Source organism: Halomonas mongoliensis (assembly GCF_052496345.1).
The window spans coordinates 2215797-2237353 of record NZ_CP199288.1 but is presented as its reverse complement, the minus strand read 5'-3'; the positions used below and the strand labels follow the sequence as shown (position 1 = coordinate 2237353).

The window sequence follows — 21557 nt, the reverse complement described above, 5'->3', positions numbered from 1 at the left end:
GCGAAACTTCCCCGACCGCCGCTCACGCCTCATCCGTTCGCTTCGAGGCGTCGGATCAGCCCCACCAGGGCCTCGCGCACCGCCCGTTCGCGCACCGCCCGGCGGTCGCCGGGATAGTGAAAGCGCTCGGACTCGGCGCCCTCGGCGCTGCCCCAGGCCAGCCAGACGGTGCCCACCGGCTTGTCGTCGCTGCCGCCGCCGGGGCCCGCCACGCCGCTGATCGCCACGCCGAGGCTGGCGCCGCTGTCCCGGCAGGCGCCCGTCACCATGGCCTCCACCACCTCGCGGCTTACCGCGCCGTGGGCCTCGAGGAGCGCCTCGGGCACGCCCAGCAGGCGACGCTTGGCGGCGTTGGAGTAGGTCACATAGCCGGTCTCGAAGTAGTCGGAGCTGCCGGCCACCGCGGTGATGGCGCTGGCCACCCCGCCCCCGGTGCAGGACTCGGCGGCGGTGACCATGGCTCCCTGCTGGCGGCAGAGCCGGCCCAGCCGCTCGGCCAGGGTGGTCAGGTCGAGGTTGGCCAGGTGGGCAGCGGAGTGCGGCATGTGAAGGACCTCCCGGATATCTTGCGGCGGCGCCTGACGGCATCGCTCTCTGGACGGTAGAATACTGACTTTTGCCCGCGAGTGCAGAGCCCGAACAGGATTCCGGATGTCACAGGCCACAAGCCCCTCCCATACGCCCATGATGGCCCAGTACCTGAAGATCAAGCGCGAGCACCCCGAGGTGCTGCTCTTCTACCGCATGGGCGACTTCTACGAGCTCTTCTTCGACGACGCCCGGCGCGCCGCGGCGCTGCTCGATATCACCCTGACCCAGCGCGGCCAGTCCGCCGGCAAGCCGATCCCCATGGCCGGCGTGCCCTACCACAGCGCCGAGGGCTACCTGGCCCGCCTGGTGGCGGCCGGCGAGTCGGTGGCGATCTGCGAGCAGGTCGGCGACCCGGCGGCCTCCAAGGGCCCGGTGGAGCGCCGCGTGGTGCGCGTCGTCACCCCCGGCACCCTCTATGACGAGGCGCTGCTGGACGCCCGGCGCGACAACCTGCTGGTGGCCGTGCACGCCGCCGGCGAGCGCTACGGCCTCGCCTGGCTGGAGCTCTCCAGCGGGCGCTTCAGCGTGCTGGAGGTGGAGGGCGAAGGGGAGATGCTGGCCGAGCTCCAGCGCCTGGACCCCGCCGAGCTGCTGGTGGCGGAGAGCCTCTCGCTGCCGCCGGCCCTGACCGGCCGCCGCGGCCTGCGACGCCAGAGCGACTGGCTCTTCGACCTGGAGAGCGCCAACCGCCTGCTCTGCGACCAGTTCCAGGTCCAGGACCTGCGCGGCTTCGGCTGCGCCCATCTCAGCGCCGCCCTCACCGCCGCCGGCGTGCTCATCGAGTACGCCCGGGACACCCAGCGCTCGCGACTGCCCCACGTCACCGCCATCGGCGTGGAGAGCCGCGACGATGCCGTGGTGATCGACGCCGCCAGCCGCCGCAACCTGGAGATCGACGTCAATCTCGGGGGAACCGGCGACAACACCCTGGCCAGCGTCCTCGACGTCACCGCGACGGCCATGGGCTCGCGGCTGCTCAAGCGCTGGCTCAACCGCCCGCTGCGCGACCTGGAGCGGGTCCGGGCCCGCCAGAGTGCTGTGGCCCTGCTGCTCGAGGCCGACGGCTTCGAGGCGCTGCGCGCTTCCCTCAAGGCGGTCGGCGACGTGGAGCGCATCCTGGCTCGGGTGGCTCTCTACAGCGCCCGGCCCCGGGACCTGGCCCGGCTGCGCGACGCCTTCAACGCCCTGCCGGAACTGGAGCAATCGCTTGCCGACTACGCCGAGGGCACGGCCCTGGATGAACTCCGGCGCCATATCCGGCCCTATCCCGCGCTCGCCGACACCCTGACCCGGGCCCTGGTGGAAAACCCCCCGGTGGTGATTCGCGACGGCGGGGTGATCGCCGAGGGCTTCGATGCCGAGCTCGACGAGCACCGCAGCCTGGCCGAACACGCCGGCGACTACCTGGTGAAGCTGGAGGCCCGGGAGCGCGAGCGCACCGGCCTGCCCGGCCTCAAGGTGGGCTACAACCGGGTCCACGGCTACTACATCGAGATCCCCCGGGCCCAGGCCAGGGAGGCGCCGGTGGACTATGTGCGCCGCCAGACCCTGAAGAACGCCGAGCGCTTTATCATCCCCGAGCTCAAGGAGTTCGAGGACAAGGCCCTCTCGGCCAAGTCCCGGGCGCTGGCTCGGGAGAAGCTGCTCTACGACGGCCTGCTCGACACCTTGAATGCCGAACTCGACGCCCTCCAGGCCAGCGCCCGGGCCCTGGCCTCCCTGGACGTGCTCTGCGCCTTCGCCGAGCGCGCCCGGGCCCTGGAGTTCTCCCGGCCTCAGCTGGCCGAGAGGCCGGGCATCGTCATCCGCGGCGGGCGCCATCCGGTGGTGGATCAGGTCTCCGATGCCCCCTTCGTGCCCAACGACCTGGTCCTGGGCGACGATCGCCGCATGCTGGTGATCACGGGGCCCAATATGGGGGGCAAGTCCACCTACATGCGCCAGGCGGCGCTGATCGTGCTGCTCGCCCACACCGGCAGCTTCGTGCCGGCGGACGCCGCCGAGATCGGCCCGGTGGATCGCATCTTCACCCGCATCGGCTCCTCGGACGACCTGGCCGGCGGGCGCTCCACCTTCATGGTGGAGATGACCGAGACCGCCAGCATCCTGCACAACGCCACCGATCACAGCCTGGTACTGATGGACGAGATCGGCCGCGGCACCAGCACCTTCGACGGCCTCTCCCTGGCCTGGGCCAGCGCCGAGCATCTGACCCGCACCCGCGCCTTCACCCTGTTCGCCACCCACTACTTCGAGATGACCGCCCTGCCCGAGCAGGCCGAGGGGGTGGCCAACGTGCACCTGACGGCGGCGGAGCACCGCGACGGCATCGTCTTCATGCACCGCGTGGAAGAGGGGCCGGCCAACCAGAGCTACGGCCTGCAGGTGGCCCAGCTGGCCGGCGTGCCCCAGGGGGTGATCGCCCGCGCCCGGGAGAAACTGGCCCAGCTGGAGCAGCAGGAGGTGGACCAGGGCAGCCGTTCGCCTCGCGCCGGCAGCAGCGCCCCGGCCCCCCAGCAGAACGACCTCTTCGCCAGCGCTCCCCATCCGCTGGTGGAGGAGCTCGGCGGGCTGGCCCTGGATGACCTGACGCCGCGCCAGGCCCTGGCGCTGCTCTACCGCTGGCGGGAGTCGCTGTAATGGCCCCTCCCTTCTCTTGCGAGGCCATGGGGCCACGACTAGAATGGTCAGATTCACCGCCGTCTTAGCATAAGAAACCAGGCCTTTATAACCGTTTCATCAACTATCCAGAGCGGCCGAGCGACCCCGGCCCGAGGAAGGGAGAGTGGCATGACGTTCGTCGTCACCGAGAACTGCATCAAGTGCAAGTACACCGACTGTGTCGAGGTCTGCCCGGTGGACTGCTTCTACGAGGGGCCCAACTTCCTGGTGATCCACCCCGACGAGTGCATCGACTGCGCCCTGTGCGAGCCGGAGTGCCCCGCCGAGGCGATCTTCTCGGAAGACGAGCTGCCCGAGGGCCAGGAGCCCTTCATCGAGATCAATGCCGAGCTCGCCGAGGTGTGGCCCAATATCAGCGAGAAGAAGGACCCGCTGCCCGACGCCGAGGAGTGGGACGGCAAGCCCGGCAAGCTGGAGCAGCTGGAACGCTGAGGCCGGCGGCCGGCGGCCGGCTCGACAGCTGCGCACGCCACACGCCAAAAGAAACGCCGAATGTCTTGCGACATTCGGCGTTTCCGTTTCTGCCTGTCATGCTGGAGAACACCGGCAAAAAAGGCGGCCCGCAGGCCGCCCGCTCCTAGCTGTTCCTTGAGCGGCTCCCTCCGCCCTCTTCCCGTGATGCCTTCCCTGCCCGGAAGCGGCCTCCTGCCGCACCTGGCGCATCACTCAGCATCCCGTTGCATCCTGCCGAGAGCAGCGCGCCGCTCTCATGTCCCGAACTCATTCTCTCAGTTACACGGCACATCACAAGCCGCTGGCCGGCCGCCGTGGCCACGGACAGGGTGGCAGAGCACTCTCGGAAGGCGCAAATAAAATACCTTAAAATCAACATGATAATAAAAAACCGGCGCCACCAGGCGCCGGTTCTCCCGGACGAAGCGAGGCAATCTCTTACGCCACGTGTAAGCGATTTCCTACAAGACGCCCCGCAAAATACACCGGATGCCGCTTACTGCCCCTTGATCGCCGACAGGCCCGGGTAGGCAACCTTGCCACCCAGCTCGCTTTCGATCACCAGCAGGCGGTTGTACTTGGCCACGCGGTCGGAGCGGCACAGGGAGCCGGTCTTGATCTGGCCGGCACAGGTGCCCACGGCGAGATCGGCGATGGTGGTGTCCTCGGTCTCGCCGGAGCGGTGGGAGATCACCGCGGTGAAGCCGGCATCCTGGGCCATGCGAATGGCGTCCAGGGTCTCGGAGAGCGAGCCGATCTGATTGAACTTGATCAGGATGGAGTTGCCGATCTGCTCATCGATGCCGCGCTTGAGGATGCGGGTATTGGTGACGAAGAGGTCATCACCCACCAGCTGCACGCGGTCGCCCAGCTTGTCGGTCAGCGCCTTCCAGCCGTCCCAGTCGGACTCGTCCATGCCATCCTCGATGGAGACGATGGGGTAATCGTCGCACAGGCCGGCCAGGTAGTCGGCGAAGCCGGCGGCGTCATACTGCTTGCCTTCGCCGGCGAGGTCGTACTGGCCCTCCTTGAAGAATTCGGAGGCGGCGCAGTCCAGCGCCAGGGTGACGTCGCTGCCCAGCCGGTAGCCGGCGTCTTCTACCGCCTGCTTGATCACCGCCAGCGCCTCGGCGTTGGATTCGAGGTTGGGCGCGAAGCCGCCCTCATCGCCCACCGAGGTGGAAAGCCCCTTCGCGGAGAGCACCTTCTTCAAGGCGTGGAAGATCTCGGCCCCCATGCGCAGGCCTTCGCGGAAGTTGGGCGCGCCCACCGGCTGGACCATGAACTCCTGGATGTCGACGTTGTTGTCGGCATGCTCGCCGCCGTTGAGGATGTTCATCATCGGCACCGGCATGCTGTACTGGCCCGGCTGGCCGTAGAGCTCGGCGATATGGGCGTAGAGCGGCACGCCCTTGGCATTGGCGGCGGCCTTGGCGGCGGCAAGCGACACCGCCAGGATGGCGTTGGCGCCGAGCTTCGCCTTGTTGTCGGTGCCGTCGAGGGCCAGCATGGCGTCGTCGAGGCCGCGCTGGTCGCGAGCGTCCATGCCCACCAGGCGCTCACGGATGGCGCCGTTGACCGCCTCGACGGCCTTCAGCACGCCCTTGCCCAGGTAGCGGGACTTGTCGCCGTCACGCAGCTCCAGGGCCTCCCGGGAGCCGGTGGAGGCACCGCTGGGGGCACAGGCCACGCCTACCGCACCGCTCTCCAGATGCACCTCGGCCTGCACGGTGGGGTTGCCGCGGGAGTCGAGCACCTCGAGGGCGCGAATATCGACGATCTTGGTCATGCGAGTTTCCTTCTTGTGTCAGCGTAGGGAAATCATTGGATGTCGAGGGGGGCGAAGCCCTTGACCAGCTCGTCGATGGCCTTGAGCTGGGCCAGGAAGGGCTCGAGCCGCTCCAGCGGCAGGGCGCAGGGGCCGTCGCAGAGGGCGGCATCGGGGTCCGGATGGGCCTCCAGGAAGAGCCCGGCGAGCCCCACGGCCACCCCGGCCCGGGCCAGCTCGGCCACCTGGGCACGACGCCCGTCGGCGCTGTCGGCGCGCCCGCCGGGGCGCTGCAGCGAATGGGTCACGTCGAAGAGCAGCGGCAGTCCGGTCTGCTTCATCTCGCCGAAGCCGAGCATGTCCACCACCAGGTTGTTGTAGCCGAAGCTCGAACCCCGCTCGCAGAGGAGCACCCGGTCGTTGCCGGCCTCCTCGCACTTGCGAATGATATGGCGCATCTCGTGGGGGGCGAGGAACTGGGGCTTCTTGACGTTGATCACCGCCCCGGTGCGGGCCATGGCCACGACCAGGTCGGTCTGGCGAGCCAGGAAGGCGGGCAGCTGGATGACGTCGGCCACCTCGGCCACCGGGGCGGCCTGCCAGGGCTCGTGGACGTCGGTGATGATCGGCACGCCGAAGCGCGACTTCACCTCGGCCAGGATCTCGAGGCCCCTCTCCAGCCCCGGCCCCCGGTAGGAGTGAATGGAGCTGCGGTTGGCCTTGTCAAAGCTCGCCTTGAAGACGTAGGGCATGCCGAGCCGGCCGGTCACCTCGACATAGGTCTCGGCCACCTCCATGGCCAGATCCCGGGACTCCAGCACGTTCATGCCGCCGAACAGCATCAGCGGCAACGAATTGCCGGCCTTGAGGCCGGCAATCTCGATGGTTCTCTCGGGTGCGCTCATCCGGCTCACTCCTGGTGGGAGGCCTGGGCGCGAGTGCGCGCCGCCTTGTGCTCCAGCGCCGCATTCACGAAGCCGGTGAACAGCGGGTGGCCGTCACGGGGCGTGGAGGTGAACTCCGGGTGGAACTGGCAGGCCACGTACCAGGGGTGGTCGGGCAGCTCGACCACCTCCACCAGGGAGTTGTCGACGCTCTTGCCGGAGACCACCAGGCCGGCCTGCTCCAGCTCCTCGATAAACTGGTTGTTGACCTCGTAGCGGTGGCGGTGGCGCTCGACGATCTCCCCGGCGCCATAGGCCTCCCGGGCCTTGCTGCCGGCCTTGAGCTGGCACACCTGGCCACCGAGGCGCATGGTGCCGCCGAGGTCCGAGGCCTCGTCGCGCAGCTCGATCCTGCCCTCGGGGGTGATCCACTCGGTGATCAGGCCCACCACCGGGTGCTGGGTGTCGTGGGTGAACTCGGTGGAGTCGGCGTCTTCCCAGCCGGCCACGTTGCGGGCGAACTCGATCACCGCCACCTGCATGCCGAGGCAGATGCCCAGATAGGGAATGCCGTTCTCCCGGGCGTAGCGGGCCGTGGCGATCTTGCCCTCCACGCCGCGCTCGCCGAAGCCGCCGGGCACCAGGATGGCGTCCTTGCCGGCCAGGCGCTCGGTACCGTGGCGCTCGATGTCCTCGGAGTCGATGTAGTCGACATTGACCTTGACCCGGGTCTGGATGCCGGCATGGACCAGCGCCTCGTTGAGCGACTTGTAGGCGTCGAGCAGCTCCATGTACTTGCCGACCATGGCGATGTTGATCGACTTGAGGGGATTGAGCTTGGCGTCGAGGACCTTGATCCACTCGTTGAGGTCGGCCTCGTCGGCCTCCAGGCGCAGCTTGTCGCAGACGATCTCGTCCAGGCCGTGCTCGTGGAGCATGATCGGGATGCGGTAGATGGTGTCGGCGTCCTGCAGCGGAACGACGGCGCGCTCCTCCACGTTGGTGAACAGCGCGATCTTGCGACGCTCGCTCTCCTCGAGCTCCACCTCGCTGCGACAGATCAGGATATCCGGCTGGATACCGATGGAGCGCAGCTCCTTGACGCTGTGCTGGGTCGGCTTGGTCTTGGTCTCACCCGCCGTTTTTATATAAGGCACTAACGTAAGGTGCATAAAGATCGCCCGGCTGGCACCCAGCTCGCTGCGAATCTGGCGGATCGACTCCAGGAAGGGCAGCGACTCGATATCGCCCACGGTGCCACCGATCTCTACCAGGGCCACGTCGAAGCCCTCGCCGCCCTCATAGACCCGGCGCTTGATCTCGTCGGTGATATGCGGGATCACCTGCACGGTACCGCCCAGGTAGTCGCCGCGGCGCTCCTTGCGCAGCACGTGCTCGTAGACGCGGCCGGTGGTGAAGTTGTTGCCCTGGGTCATGCGCGTGCGGATGAAGCGCTCGTAGTGGCCCAGGTCCAGGTCGGTCTCGGCGCCATCTTCGGTGACGAATACCTCGCCGTGCTGGAAGGGGCTCATGGTGCCCGGGTCCACGTTGATGTACGGGTCGAGCTTGAGCATGGTGACCTTGAGGCCGCGCGCCTCGAGAATCGCCGCCAGCGAGGCCGACGCGATGCCCTTGCCGAGTGAGGACACAACGCCGCCGGTCACGAAGATATATCGTGTCATGGAGAACCTGTCGAAACGTGATCGGTAGGCCCGGCAGGAAGCCGCGCCAGGATGGGACGACAGGATAGCAGAGTGCGACCAATGGCTCAATTTCAAGCCTTGGCAGCGCGGGGCTATGGCAGCGCCGAGCCAGGGAGACCGCCGCCGGCGCCACGCCGAGCGAAACCCTGATGCTCCGCTCGCGGCCCGCGCGTCGCCGCACAACATAATCCCTCACGGGTGCGGCTCACTCGCCATCCCTGGCGAGCGCCACGCGGCCGCTTCGCTCCACATCAGCGCTCGGCTAAGGGCTTGTGCGGCGGCTCCCCGTCTCTCTGAGCAGTGCGGAGCCTAGACTCCCAGATAGTCCAGAATGCCCTCGGCGGCCTGGCGGCCCTCATGGATGGCGGTAACCACCAGGTCGGAGCCGCGCACCATGTCGCCGCCGGCGAAGATCTTCTCGTTGCTGGTCTGGAAGCGGAACCGGCCCTGCTCCGAGGCCAGCACCCGGTCGCGCTCGTCGAGCTCGATGCCCTGGCCGGCGAACCACTCGGCGGGGCTCGGCTGGAAGCCGAAGGCCACCACCACGGCGTCGGCGGGGATCACCTCCTCGGAGCCCGGCACCACCTCGGGGCGGCGACGGCCGTTCTCGTCGGCCTCGCCCAGGCGGGTACGCACCACCTTCACGCCCTCGACCCTGCCCTCGCCCACCACCGCCACCGGCTGGCGGTTGAAGAGGAACTCCACGCCCTCCTCCCGGGCGTTGGCCACCTCGCGGCGGGATCCCGGCATGTTCTCCTCGTCCCGGCGGTAGGCGCAGGTCACGCTGGCCGCGCCCTGGCGGATGGCGGTGCGGTTGCAGTCCATGGCGGTGTCGCCGCCGCCCAGCACCACGACCCGCTGCCCCTCGAAGGAGATGTACTCCTCGGGCGCCTTCTCGAAGCCCAGGCAGTGATTGACGTTGGCGATCAGGTAGTCCAGCGCCTTGTGCACGCCGGGCAGGCCCTCGCCGGGGAAGCCCCCCTCCATGTACTTGTAGGTGCCCATGCCCATGAAGACGGCGTCGTACTCCTCGAGGAGCTGCTCGATGGTGATGTCGCCCCCGATCTCCACGTTGAGGCGGAACTCGATGCCCATCTCCTCGAACACCGCCCGGCGGCGCTCCATGACGCTTTTCTCGAGCTTGAACTCGGGGATGCCGAAGGTCAGCAGCCCCCCGATCTCCGGATTGCGGTCGAAGACCACCGGCTTCACGCCGTTGCGGGCCAGGATATCGGCACAGCCGAGCCCCGCCGGGCCCGCGCCGATCACCGCCACCCTCCGGTCGGTCCAGGTGACCCGGGACATGTCCGGGCGCCAGCCCATGGCGAAGGCGGTATCGGTGATGTACTTCTCCACCGAGCCGATGGTGACGGCCCCGAAGCCGTCATTGAGGGTGCAGTCGCCCTCGCAGAGGCGGTCCTGGGGGCAGACCCGGCCGCACACCTCCGGCAGCGAGTTGGTCTGGTGGGAGAGCTCGGCGGCCTCGAGGATGTTGCCCTCGGCCACCAGCTTCAGCCAGTTGGGGATGTAGTTGTGGACCGGGCACTTCCACTCGCAGTAGGGGTTGCCGCACTCTAGGCAGCGGTGCGCCTGGCTGGCGGCCTCCTGGGGCTTGTAGGGCTCGTAGATCTCGGCGAACTCCCGCGAGCGGGTGCGGGCGTCCTTCTTCTGGGGGTCCTGGCGACCCACGTCGATAAACTGGAAGTCGTTGCTCAGACTGCTGGCCATGATGTCTCTCCTGGAAGTCCTGTTGGCCACCCGGCCGGGCTCCTGGCCCGGCGGGGCGCCTATCACCTTTGCCTGCGCCGGCTGGCGTCGCGCCATGCTCGCCCCGACTCGCACCGGGGTTCACTGACTCCGGCTGACGCCGCCTCTTATTCCGGCTGTCGCCGCCTCTCTACTCCGGCTGACGCCGGGATTGGGCCAACAGGCTGTTCAGGCTGGCCGCCTTGGGCTTCACCAGCCAGAAGTGGCGAATGAAGTCGCTGAAGTCCTCGAGGATGGCCTGACCCCGGACCGAGCCGGTCTCCTCGACGAACTCCTCGATCACCTCGCGCAGGTGGCGGCGGTAGGCCTCCATGGATTCGGTGTTCACCCGGTGGATCTCCACCAGCTCATGGTTGTACTTGTCGACGAAGGTACGGTCCTCGTCGAGCACATAGGCGAAGCCGCCGGTCATGCCCGCGCCGAAGTTGACGCCGGTCTCGCCGAGCACCGCCACCAGGCCGCCGGTCATGTACTCGCAGCAGTGGTCACCGGCCCCCTCGATCACCGCGTGGGCGCCGGAGTTGCGCACCCCGAAGCGCTCGCCGGCGGTGCCGGCGGCGAACAGCTTGCCGCCGGTGGCGCCGTAAAGGCAGGTGTTGCCGACGATGGCGGTCCTGTGGCTCTCGAAGCGGCTGCCCCTGGGCGGGGTGATCACCACCTTGCCGCCGTTCATGCCCTTGCCGACATAGTCGTTGGCGTCGCCCTCCAGGTAGAGGTTGAGGCCCCGGGCGTTCCAGACCCCGAAGCTCTGGCCGGCCACGCCGGTGAAGCGGGCGGTCACCGGGGCCTCCTCGAGCCCCGCCTCGCCGTAGCGCTTGGCGATGGCGCCGGAGGTCAGGGCGCCCACGCTGCGGTCGCAGTTGGTGATGGAGAAGGAGAAGTCGCCGCCGCTCTTCTGCTCGATGGCGTCCTTGAGCGCCGCCAGCACCTCCTGGTTCTTGGCGCCCGGATCGTGGGGCACGTTGCGGCTCACCTGGCAGAACTGGGGCGCGTCCTCCGGCACGAAGTCGTTGCCGAGCAGCGGCGAGAGGTCCAGCTTGCGCTGGGAGGCGGTGACACCCTCCAGCGCCTCCAGCAGGTCGGTGCGGCCGATCAGATCGGTGAGCTGTCGCACCCCCAGCATGGCCATCAGTTCGCGCACCTCCTCGGCGATGAAGCGGAAGTAGTGCTTGACCATGTCGACGGTGCCGCGGAAGTGCTCGCCGCGCAGGAAGTCGTTCTGGGTGGCCACGCCGGTGGCGCAGTTGTTGAGGTGGCAGATGCGCAGGTACTTGCAGCCCAGGGCCACCATGGGCGCGGTGCCGAAGCCGAAGCTCTCGGCGCCGAGGATCGCCGCCTTGACCACGTCCAGACCGGTCTTGAGGCCGCCATCGGTCTGCAGGCGAATCTTGTCGCGCAGGCCGTTGATGCGCAGCGCCTGGTGCACCTCGGGCAGGCCCAGCTCCCAGGGGGAGCCGGCGTGCTTGATGGAGGTGATGGGGCTCGCCGCGGTGCCGCCGTCATAGCCGGAGACGGTGATCAGGTCGGCGTAGGCCTTGGCCACGCCGGTGGCGATGGTGCCGATGCCGGGCTCGGAGACCAGCTTCACCGAAACCTGGGCGTCCGGGTTGACCTGCTTGAGGTCGAAGATCAGCTGGGCCAGATCCTCGATGGAGTAGATGTCATGGTGGGGCGGCGGCGAGATCAGGGTCACGCCGGGCACCGAGTAGCGCAGCCGGGCGATCAGCGCGTTGACCTTGCCGCCGGGGAGCTGCCCGCCCTCGCCCGGCTTGGCGCCCTGAGCCACCTTGATCTGCAGCACCTCGGCGTTGACCAGATAGGCCGGGGTGACGCCGAAGCGCCCGGAGGCGATCTGCTTGATCTTGGAGGAGCGCACGGTGCCATAGCGGGCAGGATCTTCCCCCCCCTCGCCGGAGTTGGAGCGCCCCCCGGCCTCGTTCATGGCCTGGGCCAGGGCCTCGTGGGCCTCCGGGGACAGGGCGCCCAGCGACATGCCGGCGCTGTCGAAGCGGGGAATCAGGCTCTCGACGGACTCCACCTCCTCCAGAGGCAGCGGCTCGGCGGCGGGCTTCAGGGCCAGCAGGTCACGAATGGTGGCCGGCGGACGCTCGTTGACCAGGGCGGCGAACTTCTTCCACTTGGGGTAGCTGCCCTCCTGCACCGCCTCCTGCAGCGCCTTGACCACGTCGGGGTTGTAGGCGTGGTACTCGTGGCCGTGCACATACTTCACCAGGCCGCCCTGGCTGATGCCCTTGCGGGGGCTCCAGGCCTCGCGACCCAGCCACTCCTGCTGCAGCTGCAGCTCGGCGAAGCCGGTGCCCTGGATGCGCGAGGCCATGCCGGTGAAGCAGAGCTCCATCACCTCGTCGGCGAGCCCCACCGCCTCGAAGAGCTGGGAGCCGCGGTAGGAGGCCAGCGTCGAGATCCCCATCTTGGAGAGGATCTTGTAGAGCCCCTTCTGCAGCCCCTTGCGGTAGTTCTCCCGAGCATCGGCGGGGTTACCGGTGAGCTCGCCGGTGTGCTGCATGTCGGCCATCACCTGGTAGGCGAGCCAGGGGAAGACCGCGGTGGCCCCCACCCCGAAGAGCACCGCCATCTGGTGGGCATCCCGGGCATAGCCGGTCTCCACCACGATGTTGCAGCGGGGGCGCAGCGCCAGCCGGCTCAGATGATGGTGCACGGCCCCCACCGCCAGGGCGGCATGGATCGGCAGCTCGCCCCGCTCGAGGTCGGCGTCCGACAGCACCAGCACCACCTTGCCGCCGTTGACGGCCGCCTCGGCCTGGCGGCAGAGCTCGCGAATCGCCGCCTTGAGCCCGAGCGCCTCGGGATCATAGGCCATGCGCAGGCGGTGGGGGGCGAAGGCGGGATCCTGCTCCTCCACCAGGGCGGTGAACTTGCGCGGCGAGAGGATCGGCGTGGTCAGGATGATGCGATGGGCATGCTCCGGGGTCGCCTTGAAGACATTGAGCTCGGCGCCGATGCAGGTCTCCAGGGACATCACGATCGCTTCGCGCAGCGGGTCGATGGCCGGGTTGGTGACCTGGGCGAACTTCTGACGGAAGTAGTCGGTCAGCAGACGCTGCTTGCCGGAGAGCACCGCCATGGGGGTATCGTCACCCATGGAGCCCACCGCCTCCTGGCCGCTCTCGGCCAGCGGGCGCAGCAGCTGGTCGCGCTCCTCGAAGCTGACCTGGAACATCTTCTGGGCGACGTTCAGGGCGTCGCCGTCCATGCTGTGGAAGCTGGCAAGCTCGGTGAGCGCCGACTCCAGGTAGTGGGCCTCCTGCTTCAGCCAGCGCTTGTAGGGGTAGGCGGACTTGAGGCGCTCGTCGATATCGCCGGTGTGCAGCACCTCGCCGGTCTCGGTATCCACGGCCAGTATCTGGCCGGGGCCCACGCGCCCCTTGGCCACCACGTCCTCGGGCTGGTAGTCGTAGGTGCCGATCTCCGAGGCCAGGGTGATGAAACCGTTCTTGGTGATGACCCAGCGTGCCGGGCGCAGGCCGTTGCGATCCAGCATGCAGAGCGCCTGGCGGCCGTCGGTCATCACCACGCCGGCGGGGCCGTCCCAGGGCTCCATGTGCATGGAGTTGTACTCGTAGAAGGCGCGCAGGTCGCCGTCCATCAGCTCCACGTTCTGCCAGGCCGGCGGCACCATCAGGCGCACGGCGCGATGCAGCTCCATGCCGCCGGTCAGCAGCACCTCCAGCATGTTGTCCATGCTGGAGGAGTCGGAGCCGACAGTGTTGACGATCTCGTCGAGCTCGGCGATCTCCGGCAGGCGCTCGCAGACGAAGTTCGCCTTGCGCGAATTGGCCCAGCCGCGGTTGGCCTCGATGGTGTTGATCTCGCCGTTGTGAGCCAGCAGCCGGAAGGGCTGGGCCAGCGGCCAGCGCGGCGCGGTGTTGGTGGAGAAGCGCTGGTGGAAGACGCAGATGGCGGTCTCCAGGCGCTCGTCACCCAGGTCACGGTAGAAGGCCGGCAGGTCCACCGGCATCACCAGGCCCTTGTAGGAGATCACCTGCTCCGAGAGGGAGCAGACGTAGAACTCGGACTCGCTGCGCAGGGCCTGTTCGGCCAGGCGGCGGGCCATGAAGAGGTCGACCTCGAAGGTCTCGGCGCTGCCGTTCTTGCCCGGCTCCACGAAGAGGTGGCGGATGCGCGGCAGGCACGCCAGCGCCATGGGGCCGCAGACGCTCGGGTCAACGGGCACGTCGCGCCAGCCGCGAATCACCAGGCCCCGGGCGCGCAGCTCACCCTCGAGGGTGTCGCAGGCCTTCTCAGCCCTGGCATCGTCGTCGGGCAGGAAGACCACCCCCACCGCGAAGCGCTCGCCCAGGCTCACATCCAGGGCCTCTTCGGCCACTTCGCGCATAAAGGCCTCGGGCATCTTGAGCAGCAGGCCGCAGCCGTCGCCGGTCTTGCCGTCGGCGGCAATGCCGCCGCGGTGGGTCATGCAGGTCAGGGACTCGATGGCGGTGCGCAGCAGCTGATGGCTGGCGCGCCCCTCCATATGGGCGATCAGGCCGAACCCGCAGTTGTCGCGGAACTCGCCGGGCTGGTGGAGACCTCTGTTCATTGGCGTGCCTCGAGAAGGTGGTTTTATTACTGCACACCCCGTGGTATCTTAATTGGTTTTTTATTTTTCTATACGGCCCTTTCGGGCATCGGGGCTGCGCGACAAAAAGGTCGCCCAGCATAGTCACCGGCCGGCCGATCGCGCAACGCCACGACGCTCCCTCCTTCAGAAAAGTCACGACAAATCCGCTAGTTGCGAAACGCCCCTTGATAAAAAAAGCCGCTGCGTCAACGACTTGCAACACCCATAAACGGTAATGCAACGATGCGACTGCGCCGTAATACTTTAGTCTAGAATCTGCCTTTTTATCCATGCTGATCACGCATAAGGCATACGGATAACACGCTACAGGTGCCACCGCCCGGCCGAAAAAAAGCGCCCGCACAGGGTGCGGGCGCCGGATGGGGCAGCACGGGGAGAGGGAGCAGCGAGCTCAGTCGACCCGAGGGAACGTCTCGATCAGCGCTTCAAGGAGCTCCGACGGCGTCTCATCGTGCACGCAGGCATCGCCGAGGGAGCGCAGCAGCACCAGCCTGAGCCGACTGTCGATGTTCTTCTTGTCCAGGCGCATGCGCGCCAGGAAGTCCTCCACCGACATCTCGGCCGGCGCCGCCAGGGGCAGGCCGGCGGCCTCGATGATGGCCCGGGCGCGGGCCACCTCGGCCGCGCCGAGCCAGCCCAGGCGCGCCGAGAGCTCGGCGGCCATCAGCATGCCGGCCCCCACGGCCTCGCCGTGCAGCCAGACGCCGTAGCCCTGGTGCGCCTCGATGGCATGGCCGAAGGTGTGCCCCAGGTTGAGCAGGGCCCTCACACCCTGCTCGGTCTCGTCCTCGGCGACGATCTCGGCCTTGATGGCACAGCTGCGCTCGATGGCCCGCGCCATCGCCGCAGGCGCCAGGTCGCGCAGCGCCGCCATCTCCCGCTCCAGCCAGGCGAGGAAGTCGACATCGCGGATCAGGCCGTACTTGACCACCTCGGCCAGCCCCGCCGAGAGCTCCCGCGGCGGCAGGCTGGCCAGGGTCTCGGTGTCGATCAGCACCGCCCGGGGCTGCCAGAAGGCGCCGATCATGTTCTTGCCCAGCGGGTGGTTGACCCCGGTCTTGCCGCCCACCGAGGAGTCCACCTGGGAGAGCAGGGTGGTGGGCACCTGAATGAAGGCCACGCCGCGCTGGTAGCAGGCCGCCGCGAAGCCGACCATATCGCCGACCACCCCGCCCCCCAGGGCGACCAGGGTACAGCGGCGATTGAAGCCCGCCTCCAGCAGGGCATCCCAGATGCGCTCGACGCTGGCCAGGGTCTTGGTCGCCTCGCCGTCGGGCAGCACCAGCTCGCGCACCTCGACGCCTTCCGGCAGAGAGGCGCGACAGCGCTCCAGATAGAGCGGGGCCACCACCTCGTTGGTGACGATCATCACCTGACGGCCGGCCAGCCAGGGGGCCAGGGCGTCGGGCTGCCCCAGCAGGCCGGGGCCGATATGAATGGGATAGCTGCGGCTGCCCAGCGACACCTCGAGGGTGCGGGAGCCGGAGGAAGTCTCGCTCATGGATTCACGCCTTGCATTTCAGGGGGTCGACCAGCCGCGTCACGCGGCGCACGATATCGTTGACCACGGCACGGGGGCCGCGACGGTCGGTACGCACGGTGATATCGGCGGTGGCCCGGTAGAGGGGGTCGCGCACGCCGAACATCTCGCGCAGCACCGCCTCCTTGTCCGGCCGCTGCAGCAGCGGCCGGTTGCGATCCTTGGCGGTGCGTTTCAGCTGCTGCTCGACGGTGGTAAAGAGATAGATGACGGTGCCGCGGTCGCGGAGGATGCGACGATTCTCCTCGCGCAGCACGGCGCCACCGCCGGTGGCGATCACCACGCCTTCGAGCCGGGTCAGCTCATCCAGCATCTGGGTTTCACGGTCGCGGAAGCCGACCTCCCCCTCCACGTCGAAGATCCAGGGGATGTCGGCGCCGCAGCGCGCCTGGATCTCGTGGTCGCTGTCGTAGAAGTCGCGAGAAAGCTCGGCCGCCAGGAGGCGGCCGATGGTGCTCTTGCCGGCCCCCATGGGGCCGATCAGTATCAGGTTGGGTAGTGCCTGCATCAGCGAAGGGCCACGCCGTCGTCCAGTATTCGGGGAGTGATGAATACCAGCAACTCTACCTTCTCGTTGCTCTGTTGGGTATAGCGGAAGAGATTACCGAGCACCGGCAGGTCGCCCAGGAAGGGCGTCTTGACCAGGTTGCGGATCTCCTCGGTCTGCAGGATACCGCCCAGCACCACGGTCTCGCCGTTGTCCACCAGCACCTGGGTCTGGATCTCGCTCTTGTTGATCGGCGGCTCCTCGCCGGCAAACTCCGCCTCGCCAAAGGTGTCGTTGGTGATGGCCACGTCCATGATGATGCGGTTGTCCGGAGTGATCTGGGGCGTCACCTCCAGCGACAGCACCGCCTCCTTGAAGTCGACCGAGGCCGCGCCGCTGGCCGCGGCCTCGCGATAGGCGCGCTCCTGACCCTGCTTGATCACGGCGGGACGCTGGTTGGCGGTGATCACGCGGGGCTGGGAGATGGTATAGCTGCGCCCCTCGCTCTCCAGGGCACGCAGCTCCAGGTCCAGGAGCACATCGCCGGAGAGGTAGCCGAAGGCGAAGCTGGTCGCGCCCCCCACGCCGCGCTCGGTGGAGCCGAAATCCACGGCCAGGCCGCCGAGCCCGGAGATCGGGGTGCCGTCGGAGGCGCCGCCGAGATCCAGGCGGCCGCCGGCACGGCGTCTCGGAGAAGAAACGCCCCAGTTCACCCCCAGCTCCCGGGTGGCAGTATCGCTGGCGATCACGATGCGCGCCTCGATCTGCACCTGACGCACCGCCACGTCGAGACGATCCAGCGTGCGCAGGATTTCATCGATCTGATCGGCGGTATCCTGGATCAGCAGCATATTGGTCCGCTGATCCACCGCCACGCGGCCACGCTCGGTAAGCAGCCCGAACCCCTCTCCACCCCGCAGCAGCGCCGCCAGATCCGAGGCCCGCGCATAGCGAACCTCCACATACTCGGTCACCAGCGGGGCCAGGGTCTCCATCTGCTCCCTGGACTGGATCTCGAGCTGCTCACGCTGTGCCAGCTCCCCGGCTGGCGCCACCACGATGACGTTGCCCTCCTGGCGACTGGCCAGGCCGTGGCTCTTGAGGACCAGGTCGAGGGCCTGGTCCCAGGGCACGTCCTCGAGGTTCAGCGTCACGCGCCCCTGGACGCTGTCGCTGGCCACCAGGTTGAGGCCGGTGAAGTCGGCGATGATCGCCAGCACCGAGCGCACCTCGATATCCTGGAAGTTGAGGGTGATGCGCTCGCCGGTATAGGGGAACTGCTCGCGGACCCGCTGTTCACGCTCCTGCTGGGTGACCGGCTGGGCCTCGATGGTGAGCTGGCGGCCGCTCTGGGTGGAGACCATGGCGTAGTCGCCGCTCCCTTCGATGTCGAGGGTGATGCCCTCGCGCCCGGCTCGCGGCGTGATGCGGCGCAGCGGGGTACCGAAATCGGTCACATCGTACACCTGGTCAAGCTCGGCCGGGAGCGCAACGCCCCGAAGCTCGGCGGTGATCCGGTTGCGACCGCTCTCGCGCACCCGGGCATCCACCCCGGCGCGATCGAAGGTGACCACCAGGCGGCCGGCGCCGCCCTCGCCGAGGCGGAAGTCGATATCCTGGACGCTGGGGCCGGCCGCCACGCTGCGGCTTGGCGCCGGTGCGGCCTGGGCAGGCTGGGCGGCCTCGGCCACACCGGTATCGGCGGCACCGCCACCGATGGCCAGCCGCAACCGATTGCCCTGCTCGCGGGTGTTGTAGGGCAGCGGGCCCTCCAGGTCGAAGACCAGCCGAGTGCGCGAGCCGGCCTCCAGGGCCGTGACCTGCTGCACGCCACCGATGCCCAGCGCATAGCGACGCTGGTCGAGGCGATTGGCGGTCTCCATCAGGTCGATGGTCAGGCGTGCGGGGTCATCGAGGCGATAGCCACGCACCTCCGGCACCGGGCCGGCGAACTGGAGGTCGACCTCCAGCTCGCCGCCGCTGCCCTGGCGAAAGTCGAGACCTTCCAGGCTGGAAGCTGCCATGACGCTGGCTGAGGCCACCAGCAGCACGAGTACCGCGAATCCACGCTTGATGATCGGTAGCATTGTTCCCTTCCCCTGATCTCCGCTTCCCCCGACAGGCTCAACAGCCGCGCTGAAGCTTGGTCTTTTATGTGTCCAGTGCCATCTGGCGGTTGCGCTCCACCCAGGCGCCTCGCTCCACATGCAGCTCCACAAGCAGTAGCGATGTCTCGGTGATACTGACGATACGGCCGTGATTCAGCCCGAGGTAGTTCCCTACCGAGAGCCTGTGCACCTGCCCCCCCGGGGCACGTACCAGCGCAGAGGGCTGACCGCCGACACGCAGCGTACCGACCAGCTGCAGTTCGCTGAGGTCATAGGCCTCGAGCGGCTCTCGCTGGCGGTCCAGCTGCGGCATGACAAGCGTCCCCTCGGGAAGCGCTCTTTCCGCCTCGCCATCTCGCATGACGAAGGGGCTCCGCTGCTCCTCCAGGTCATATCCGATGCCTTCGATCCGGGGAACAGCCGGCAGCTCCAGGGCCGGAGCGGCTCCGGGGTCGCTGCGAATCTGCGCCAGCTCACGATCGAGACTGGCCAGCTGAGGATCAGCGCATCCGGCGAGCATCACAGCCACGAGCGCCACGAACCCTTTCATGACGGAGCCCTGCCTCATGGCGCCTCCTCCTCGTGTCGGTAGCTGTAGGTTCTCGCCAGAAGCGACAGCCTGAGGTTGCTTGAGCCATCGGACTCTGGCGCCAGGCTGAAATCATGGAGCGTCACGATGCGCGAAAGGCTGGCAACGTCGGCGAGAAAGGTGGCGATGCGGTGGTAGTCGCCACGAACCTGCAGGTCGAACGGGCGCTCGATGAAGTGCTCCTGACTCGACGGGGAACGCAGTCGAATGAAGTCGATGGAGAGCTGGTTGTCGATAGCGGCTTCGCTGATGCTGTCGAGGAGCGACGGCACCTCGGCCCCGGTCGGCAGCATCTCCTGCAGCGCCTCCATCCGGGCCTCGAGCTCCTCCATCTGCTCCCTGACACCCTCGAGGTTGGCGGCCCTGGCCGCCTTGCTGCGATAGTCGCGCACCAGCTGGGCCTCCTGGTCGCGTACGCGCTCCAGCTCCTGCTTGGCGGGACCTGCCAGATACCAGTGCATCCCGAAGAAGATCCCCAGGAAGAGAAGCAGGCAGCAGATCAGCTGCAGCGACCAGGGCCAGATCCCGGCTTCCTTGATGTCCAGCTCGCGCCAGTCCAGCTCACGCAGGCGGCGCATCTCTGCCTTGAGACTCATGACTCCTCCTCCACCAGGGGCGACTCCTCGTCACCCTCCAGGCCTGCCTGAGGCATCTGCTGGTTCATGCCGAGGCTGAAGCGGCGGCGCTCGCCCCCCCCCTCGGCCTCCACCTCGGAGAGCACCGGCTCGGTAAAGGTGGCGGCGGCCGCCAGGGCCCGCAGCTGATCGGAGACCTGCCTATTGTTCTCCGCGCTCCCCGCCAGCCTCAGCGCTGCTCCCTGGCGATTGAGCTGAACATAGTGGACGCCGTCCACCAGGCTGGCAGTAAGGTCACGCATCACATGGACGGTCTGGGTCCGCCCGACCTGCAGCTCGGTGAAGATGCGCACCTGCTCCAGCATCTGCTCGCGAATCGCCTCCAGCTCGCTGATCTCGCGAATCGCCGAGTCGAGCTGGCGACTCTGGGTCTGGATGAGTGAATTTCTCTGCTGCTGGGCGCTGGTTGACTGCTCGTAGTGCCAGGTCATGCCGTAGCCGCCCCCCAGGCCCAGCACCGCAGCCAGCCCCAAGGCCACATAGAAACGCTTGCTGCGGCGGGCACGCTGCTCCTCTCGCCAGGGCAGCAGATTGATCTCGATAGTCATGCGCGGGACCTCATTGCCAGACCGCAGGCCGTCAGCATCGCCGGCGCGTCACCAGAGAGCGTCTGGACGTCGATACGTCCGCTGACCTTCATGCGCGCCAGCGGATTGGCGATGCTGACCTCCATGCCGCTCTCCCTGGCCAGGCGCTCGGCCAGGCCCGGCAGCATGCTGGTGCCGCCGGCCAGCACCATGCGCCGTACCTCCTGCTTGCGCCCGGCGGTGTAGTAGAGCTGCAGGGAGCGCCCCACCTGCTGCACCAGGGTATCCAGGAAGGGCGCGAGGACGCTGCTCTGGTAGTCGTCGGGGAGGCCGCCGCGCTTCTTGGCCAGGCCCGCCTCGTCGAGGCTGAGCCCGTAGCGGTTGCGGATCTCCTCGGTCAGCTGGCGGCCGCCGAAGACGGTGTCACGGCTATAGACCACTCGCCCCTCGCGCAGGACGTGGAAAGTGTTCATGGTGGCGCCGATATCCACCAGGGCCACGCAGTCCTCGTCGCCGGGCAGCTGAGGCAGCTGGTGGCGCACCTCGGTGAAGGCGCGCTCCATGGCGAAGGTCTCGACGTCCACCGCCTCCGGCGTCAGCCCCGCCTGCAGCAGGGCATCGGTCAGCTGGCTGACGTCCTGCTGGCGGCAGGCCACCAGCAGGACGTCCTGCTGATCGGCATAGCGGGCGTTGAGGCCGAGCCGCTGGAAATCAAAGGCGACCTCACTGAACGGAAAGGGGATGTGCTTGTCTGAGTCGAGCTGGATGCGGGCTTCGATCTCATCGTTATTGAGAGAGGCCGGCAGCGTAAGCGTCTTGGTGATGGCGGCGCTGGCGGGGACGGCAACCACGGCGCGGCGAGTGTGCGGCTTGGCCTGCTGAACCGCCCGCGACAGGGCATCGACCACCTCACCCATGTCCTGGATGCGCCGCTCGACCACCGCGCCCTCACGCAGCGGCCGCACCGCGTAGCTCTCGACCTGGTAGCTGGCGCCAGCACGCCTGAGTTCAACGAGCTTGACGGTTGCCGAGGTGATGTCGACACCGATCAGTCCCTTGCTGGATGCCCTGAATCGCATCTCGGTCTTGCCCCTGCATGATCCGTGCGGATTACCGCTTGTTATTTCGCTCATGCCTCATAACAGGAGGCCGCTGAGCCCCGGGGACCAGCCCCTGTAATCAGAGGTTACATGATATTG

The 21557-nt window shown here is 67.9% G+C and carries 15 protein-coding genes; 2 read left to right on the top strand and 13 right to left on the bottom strand.

The window, feature by feature from the left end:
* Window positions 1-29: 29 nt before the first annotated feature.
* Entirely contained in the window at window positions 30-545 is a 516-nt protein-coding gene (locus tag ACRYRV_RS10570; protein ID WP_444985185.1) for a CinA family protein, read from the bottom strand.
* Window positions 546-651: 106 nt separating this feature from the next.
* On the opposite strand from ACRYRV_RS10570, the gene mutS reads away from it, so the two are divergent.
* Complete coding sequence (gene mutS, locus ACRYRV_RS10565; protein ID WP_444985186.1) at window positions 652-3231, top strand: DNA mismatch repair protein MutS; 2580 nt, start codon at window positions 652-654, stop codon at window positions 3229-3231.
* A 150-nt stretch (window positions 3232-3381) separates the two neighbouring features.
* Window positions 3382-3705, top strand: a complete 324-nt coding sequence (gene fdxA / locus ACRYRV_RS10560; RefSeq protein WP_102627034.1) for a ferredoxin FdxA — start codon at window positions 3382-3384, stop codon at window positions 3703-3705.
* A gap of 517 nt (window positions 3706-4222) precedes the next feature.
* Here fdxA and eno read toward each other — a convergent pair.
* The 12 genes from eno to pilM all read right to left on the bottom strand — a co-directional run bounded on the left by eno (window position 4223) and on the right by pilM (window position 21437).
* Window positions 4223-5515 (bottom strand): phosphopyruvate hydratase, encoded by a 1293-nt coding sequence (gene eno / locus ACRYRV_RS10555; RefSeq protein ID WP_444985188.1) that lies wholly within the window; start codon window positions 5513-5515, stop codon window positions 4223-4225.
* A 32-nt stretch (window positions 5516-5547) separates the two neighbouring features.
* Window positions 5548-6399 carry a 3-deoxy-8-phosphooctulonate synthase gene (gene kdsA / locus ACRYRV_RS10550; protein WP_309635983.1) on the bottom strand — a complete coding sequence of 284 codons (852 nt, stop codon included), beginning with the start codon at window positions 6397-6399 and terminating at the stop codon, window positions 5548-5550.
* 5 nt (window positions 6400-6404) lie between these two features.
* On the bottom strand, window positions 6405-8060 hold the full coding sequence (locus tag ACRYRV_RS10545; protein ID WP_309635984.1) for a CTP synthase: 1656 nt from the start codon (window positions 8058-8060) through the stop codon (window positions 6405-6407).
* A gap of 330 nt (window positions 8061-8390) precedes the next feature.
* Window positions 8391-9809: an FAD-dependent oxidoreductase gene (locus ACRYRV_RS10540; RefSeq protein ID WP_253445942.1), complete on the bottom strand. Its 1419-nt coding sequence runs from the start codon at window positions 9807-9809 to the stop codon at window positions 8391-8393.
* A gap of 169 nt (window positions 9810-9978) precedes the next feature.
* Window positions 9979-14430 (bottom strand): glutamate synthase large subunit, encoded by a 4452-nt coding sequence (gltB, locus tag ACRYRV_RS10535; RefSeq protein ID WP_444985190.1) that lies wholly within the window; start codon window positions 14428-14430, stop codon window positions 9979-9981.
* Between the two features lie 433 nt (window positions 14431-14863).
* Complete coding sequence (gene aroB, locus ACRYRV_RS10530) at window positions 14864-15973, bottom strand: 3-dehydroquinate synthase (protein WP_444985191.1); 1110 nt, start codon at window positions 15971-15973, stop codon at window positions 14864-14866.
* 4 nt (window positions 15974-15977) lie between these two features.
* The gene (aroK, locus tag ACRYRV_RS10525) at window positions 15978-16520 is read right to left on the bottom strand and encodes a shikimate kinase AroK (RefSeq protein ID WP_253445952.1); all 543 of its coding nucleotides are present in this window, start codon (window positions 16518-16520) and stop codon (window positions 15978-15980) included.
* A complete protein-coding gene (gene pilQ, locus ACRYRV_RS10520; protein ID WP_444985193.1) occupies window positions 16520-18586 on the bottom strand; it encodes a type IV pilus secretin PilQ in 2067 nt (688 codons plus the stop codon). Before pilQ ends, aroK begins: the two co-directional genes overlap by 1 nt.
* A gap of 64 nt (window positions 18587-18650) precedes the next feature.
* Complete coding sequence (locus tag ACRYRV_RS10515) at window positions 18651-19175, bottom strand: pilus assembly protein PilP (RefSeq protein WP_444985194.1); 525 nt, start codon at window positions 19173-19175, stop codon at window positions 18651-18653.
* The gene (locus ACRYRV_RS10510; protein ID WP_444985195.1) at window positions 19172-19792 is read right to left on the bottom strand and encodes a type 4a pilus biogenesis protein PilO; all 621 of its coding nucleotides are present in this window, start codon (window positions 19790-19792) and stop codon (window positions 19172-19174) included. Before ACRYRV_RS10510 ends, ACRYRV_RS10515 begins: the two co-directional genes overlap by 4 nt.
* Window positions 19789-20379 (bottom strand): PilN domain-containing protein, encoded by a 591-nt coding sequence (locus tag ACRYRV_RS10505; RefSeq protein ID WP_309635991.1) that lies wholly within the window; start codon window positions 20377-20379, stop codon window positions 19789-19791. The genes ACRYRV_RS10510 and ACRYRV_RS10505 overlap by 4 nt, the downstream gene beginning before the upstream one ends.
* Entirely contained in the window at window positions 20376-21437 is a 1062-nt protein-coding gene (gene pilM, locus ACRYRV_RS10500; protein WP_444985196.1) for a type IV pilus assembly protein PilM, read from the bottom strand. Before pilM ends, ACRYRV_RS10505 begins: the two co-directional genes overlap by 4 nt.
* Window positions 21438-21557 lie beyond the last annotated feature (120 nt).

Excerpts from the sequence above, each read along its gene's own strand:
- ACRYRV_RS10570 (WP_444985185.1), bottom strand. The coding sequence starts at position 545 with ATGCCGCACTCCGCTGCCCACCTGGCCAACCTCGACCTGACCACCCTG.
- mutS (WP_444985186.1), top strand. The coding sequence starts at position 652 with ATGTCACAGGCCACAAGCCCCTCCCATACGCCCATGATGGCCCAGTAC.
- fdxA (WP_102627034.1), top strand. The coding sequence starts at position 3,382 with ATGACGTTCGTCGTCACCGAGAACTGCATCAAGTGCAAGTACACCGAC.
- eno (WP_444985188.1), bottom strand. The coding sequence starts at position 5,515 with ATGACCAAGATCGTCGATATTCGCGCCCTCGAGGTGCTCGACTCCCGC.
- kdsA (WP_309635983.1), bottom strand. The coding sequence starts at position 6,399 with ATGAGCGCACCCGAGAGAACCATCGAGATTGCCGGCCTCAAGGCCGGC.
- ACRYRV_RS10545 (WP_309635984.1), bottom strand. The coding sequence starts at position 8,060 with ATGACACGATATATCTTCGTGACCGGCGGCGTTGTGTCCTCACTCGGC.
- ACRYRV_RS10540 (WP_253445942.1), bottom strand. The coding sequence starts at position 9,809 with ATGGCCAGCAGTCTGAGCAACGACTTCCAGTTTATCGACGTGGGTCGC.
- gltB (WP_444985190.1), bottom strand. The coding sequence starts at position 14,430 with ATGAACAGAGGTCTCCACCAGCCCGGCGAGTTCCGCGACAACTGCGGG.
- aroB (WP_444985191.1), bottom strand. The coding sequence starts at position 15,973 with ATGAGCGAGACTTCCTCCGGCTCCCGCACCCTCGAGGTGTCGCTGGGC.
- aroK (WP_253445952.1), bottom strand. The coding sequence starts at position 16,520 with ATGCAGGCACTACCCAACCTGATACTGATCGGCCCCATGGGGGCCGGC.
- pilQ (WP_444985193.1), bottom strand. The coding sequence starts at position 18,586 with ATGCTACCGATCATCAAGCGTGGATTCGCGGTACTCGTGCTGCTGGTG.
- ACRYRV_RS10515 (WP_444985194.1), bottom strand. The coding sequence starts at position 19,175 with ATGAGGCAGGGCTCCGTCATGAAAGGGTTCGTGGCGCTCGTGGCTGTG.
- ACRYRV_RS10510 (WP_444985195.1), bottom strand. The coding sequence starts at position 19,792 with ATGAGTCTCAAGGCAGAGATGCGCCGCCTGCGTGAGCTGGACTGGCGC.
- ACRYRV_RS10505 (WP_309635991.1), bottom strand. The coding sequence starts at position 20,379 with ATGACTATCGAGATCAATCTGCTGCCCTGGCGAGAGGAGCAGCGTGCC.
- pilM (WP_444985196.1), bottom strand. The coding sequence starts at position 21,437 with ATGCGATTCAGGGCATCCAGCAAGGGACTGATCGGTGTCGACATCACC.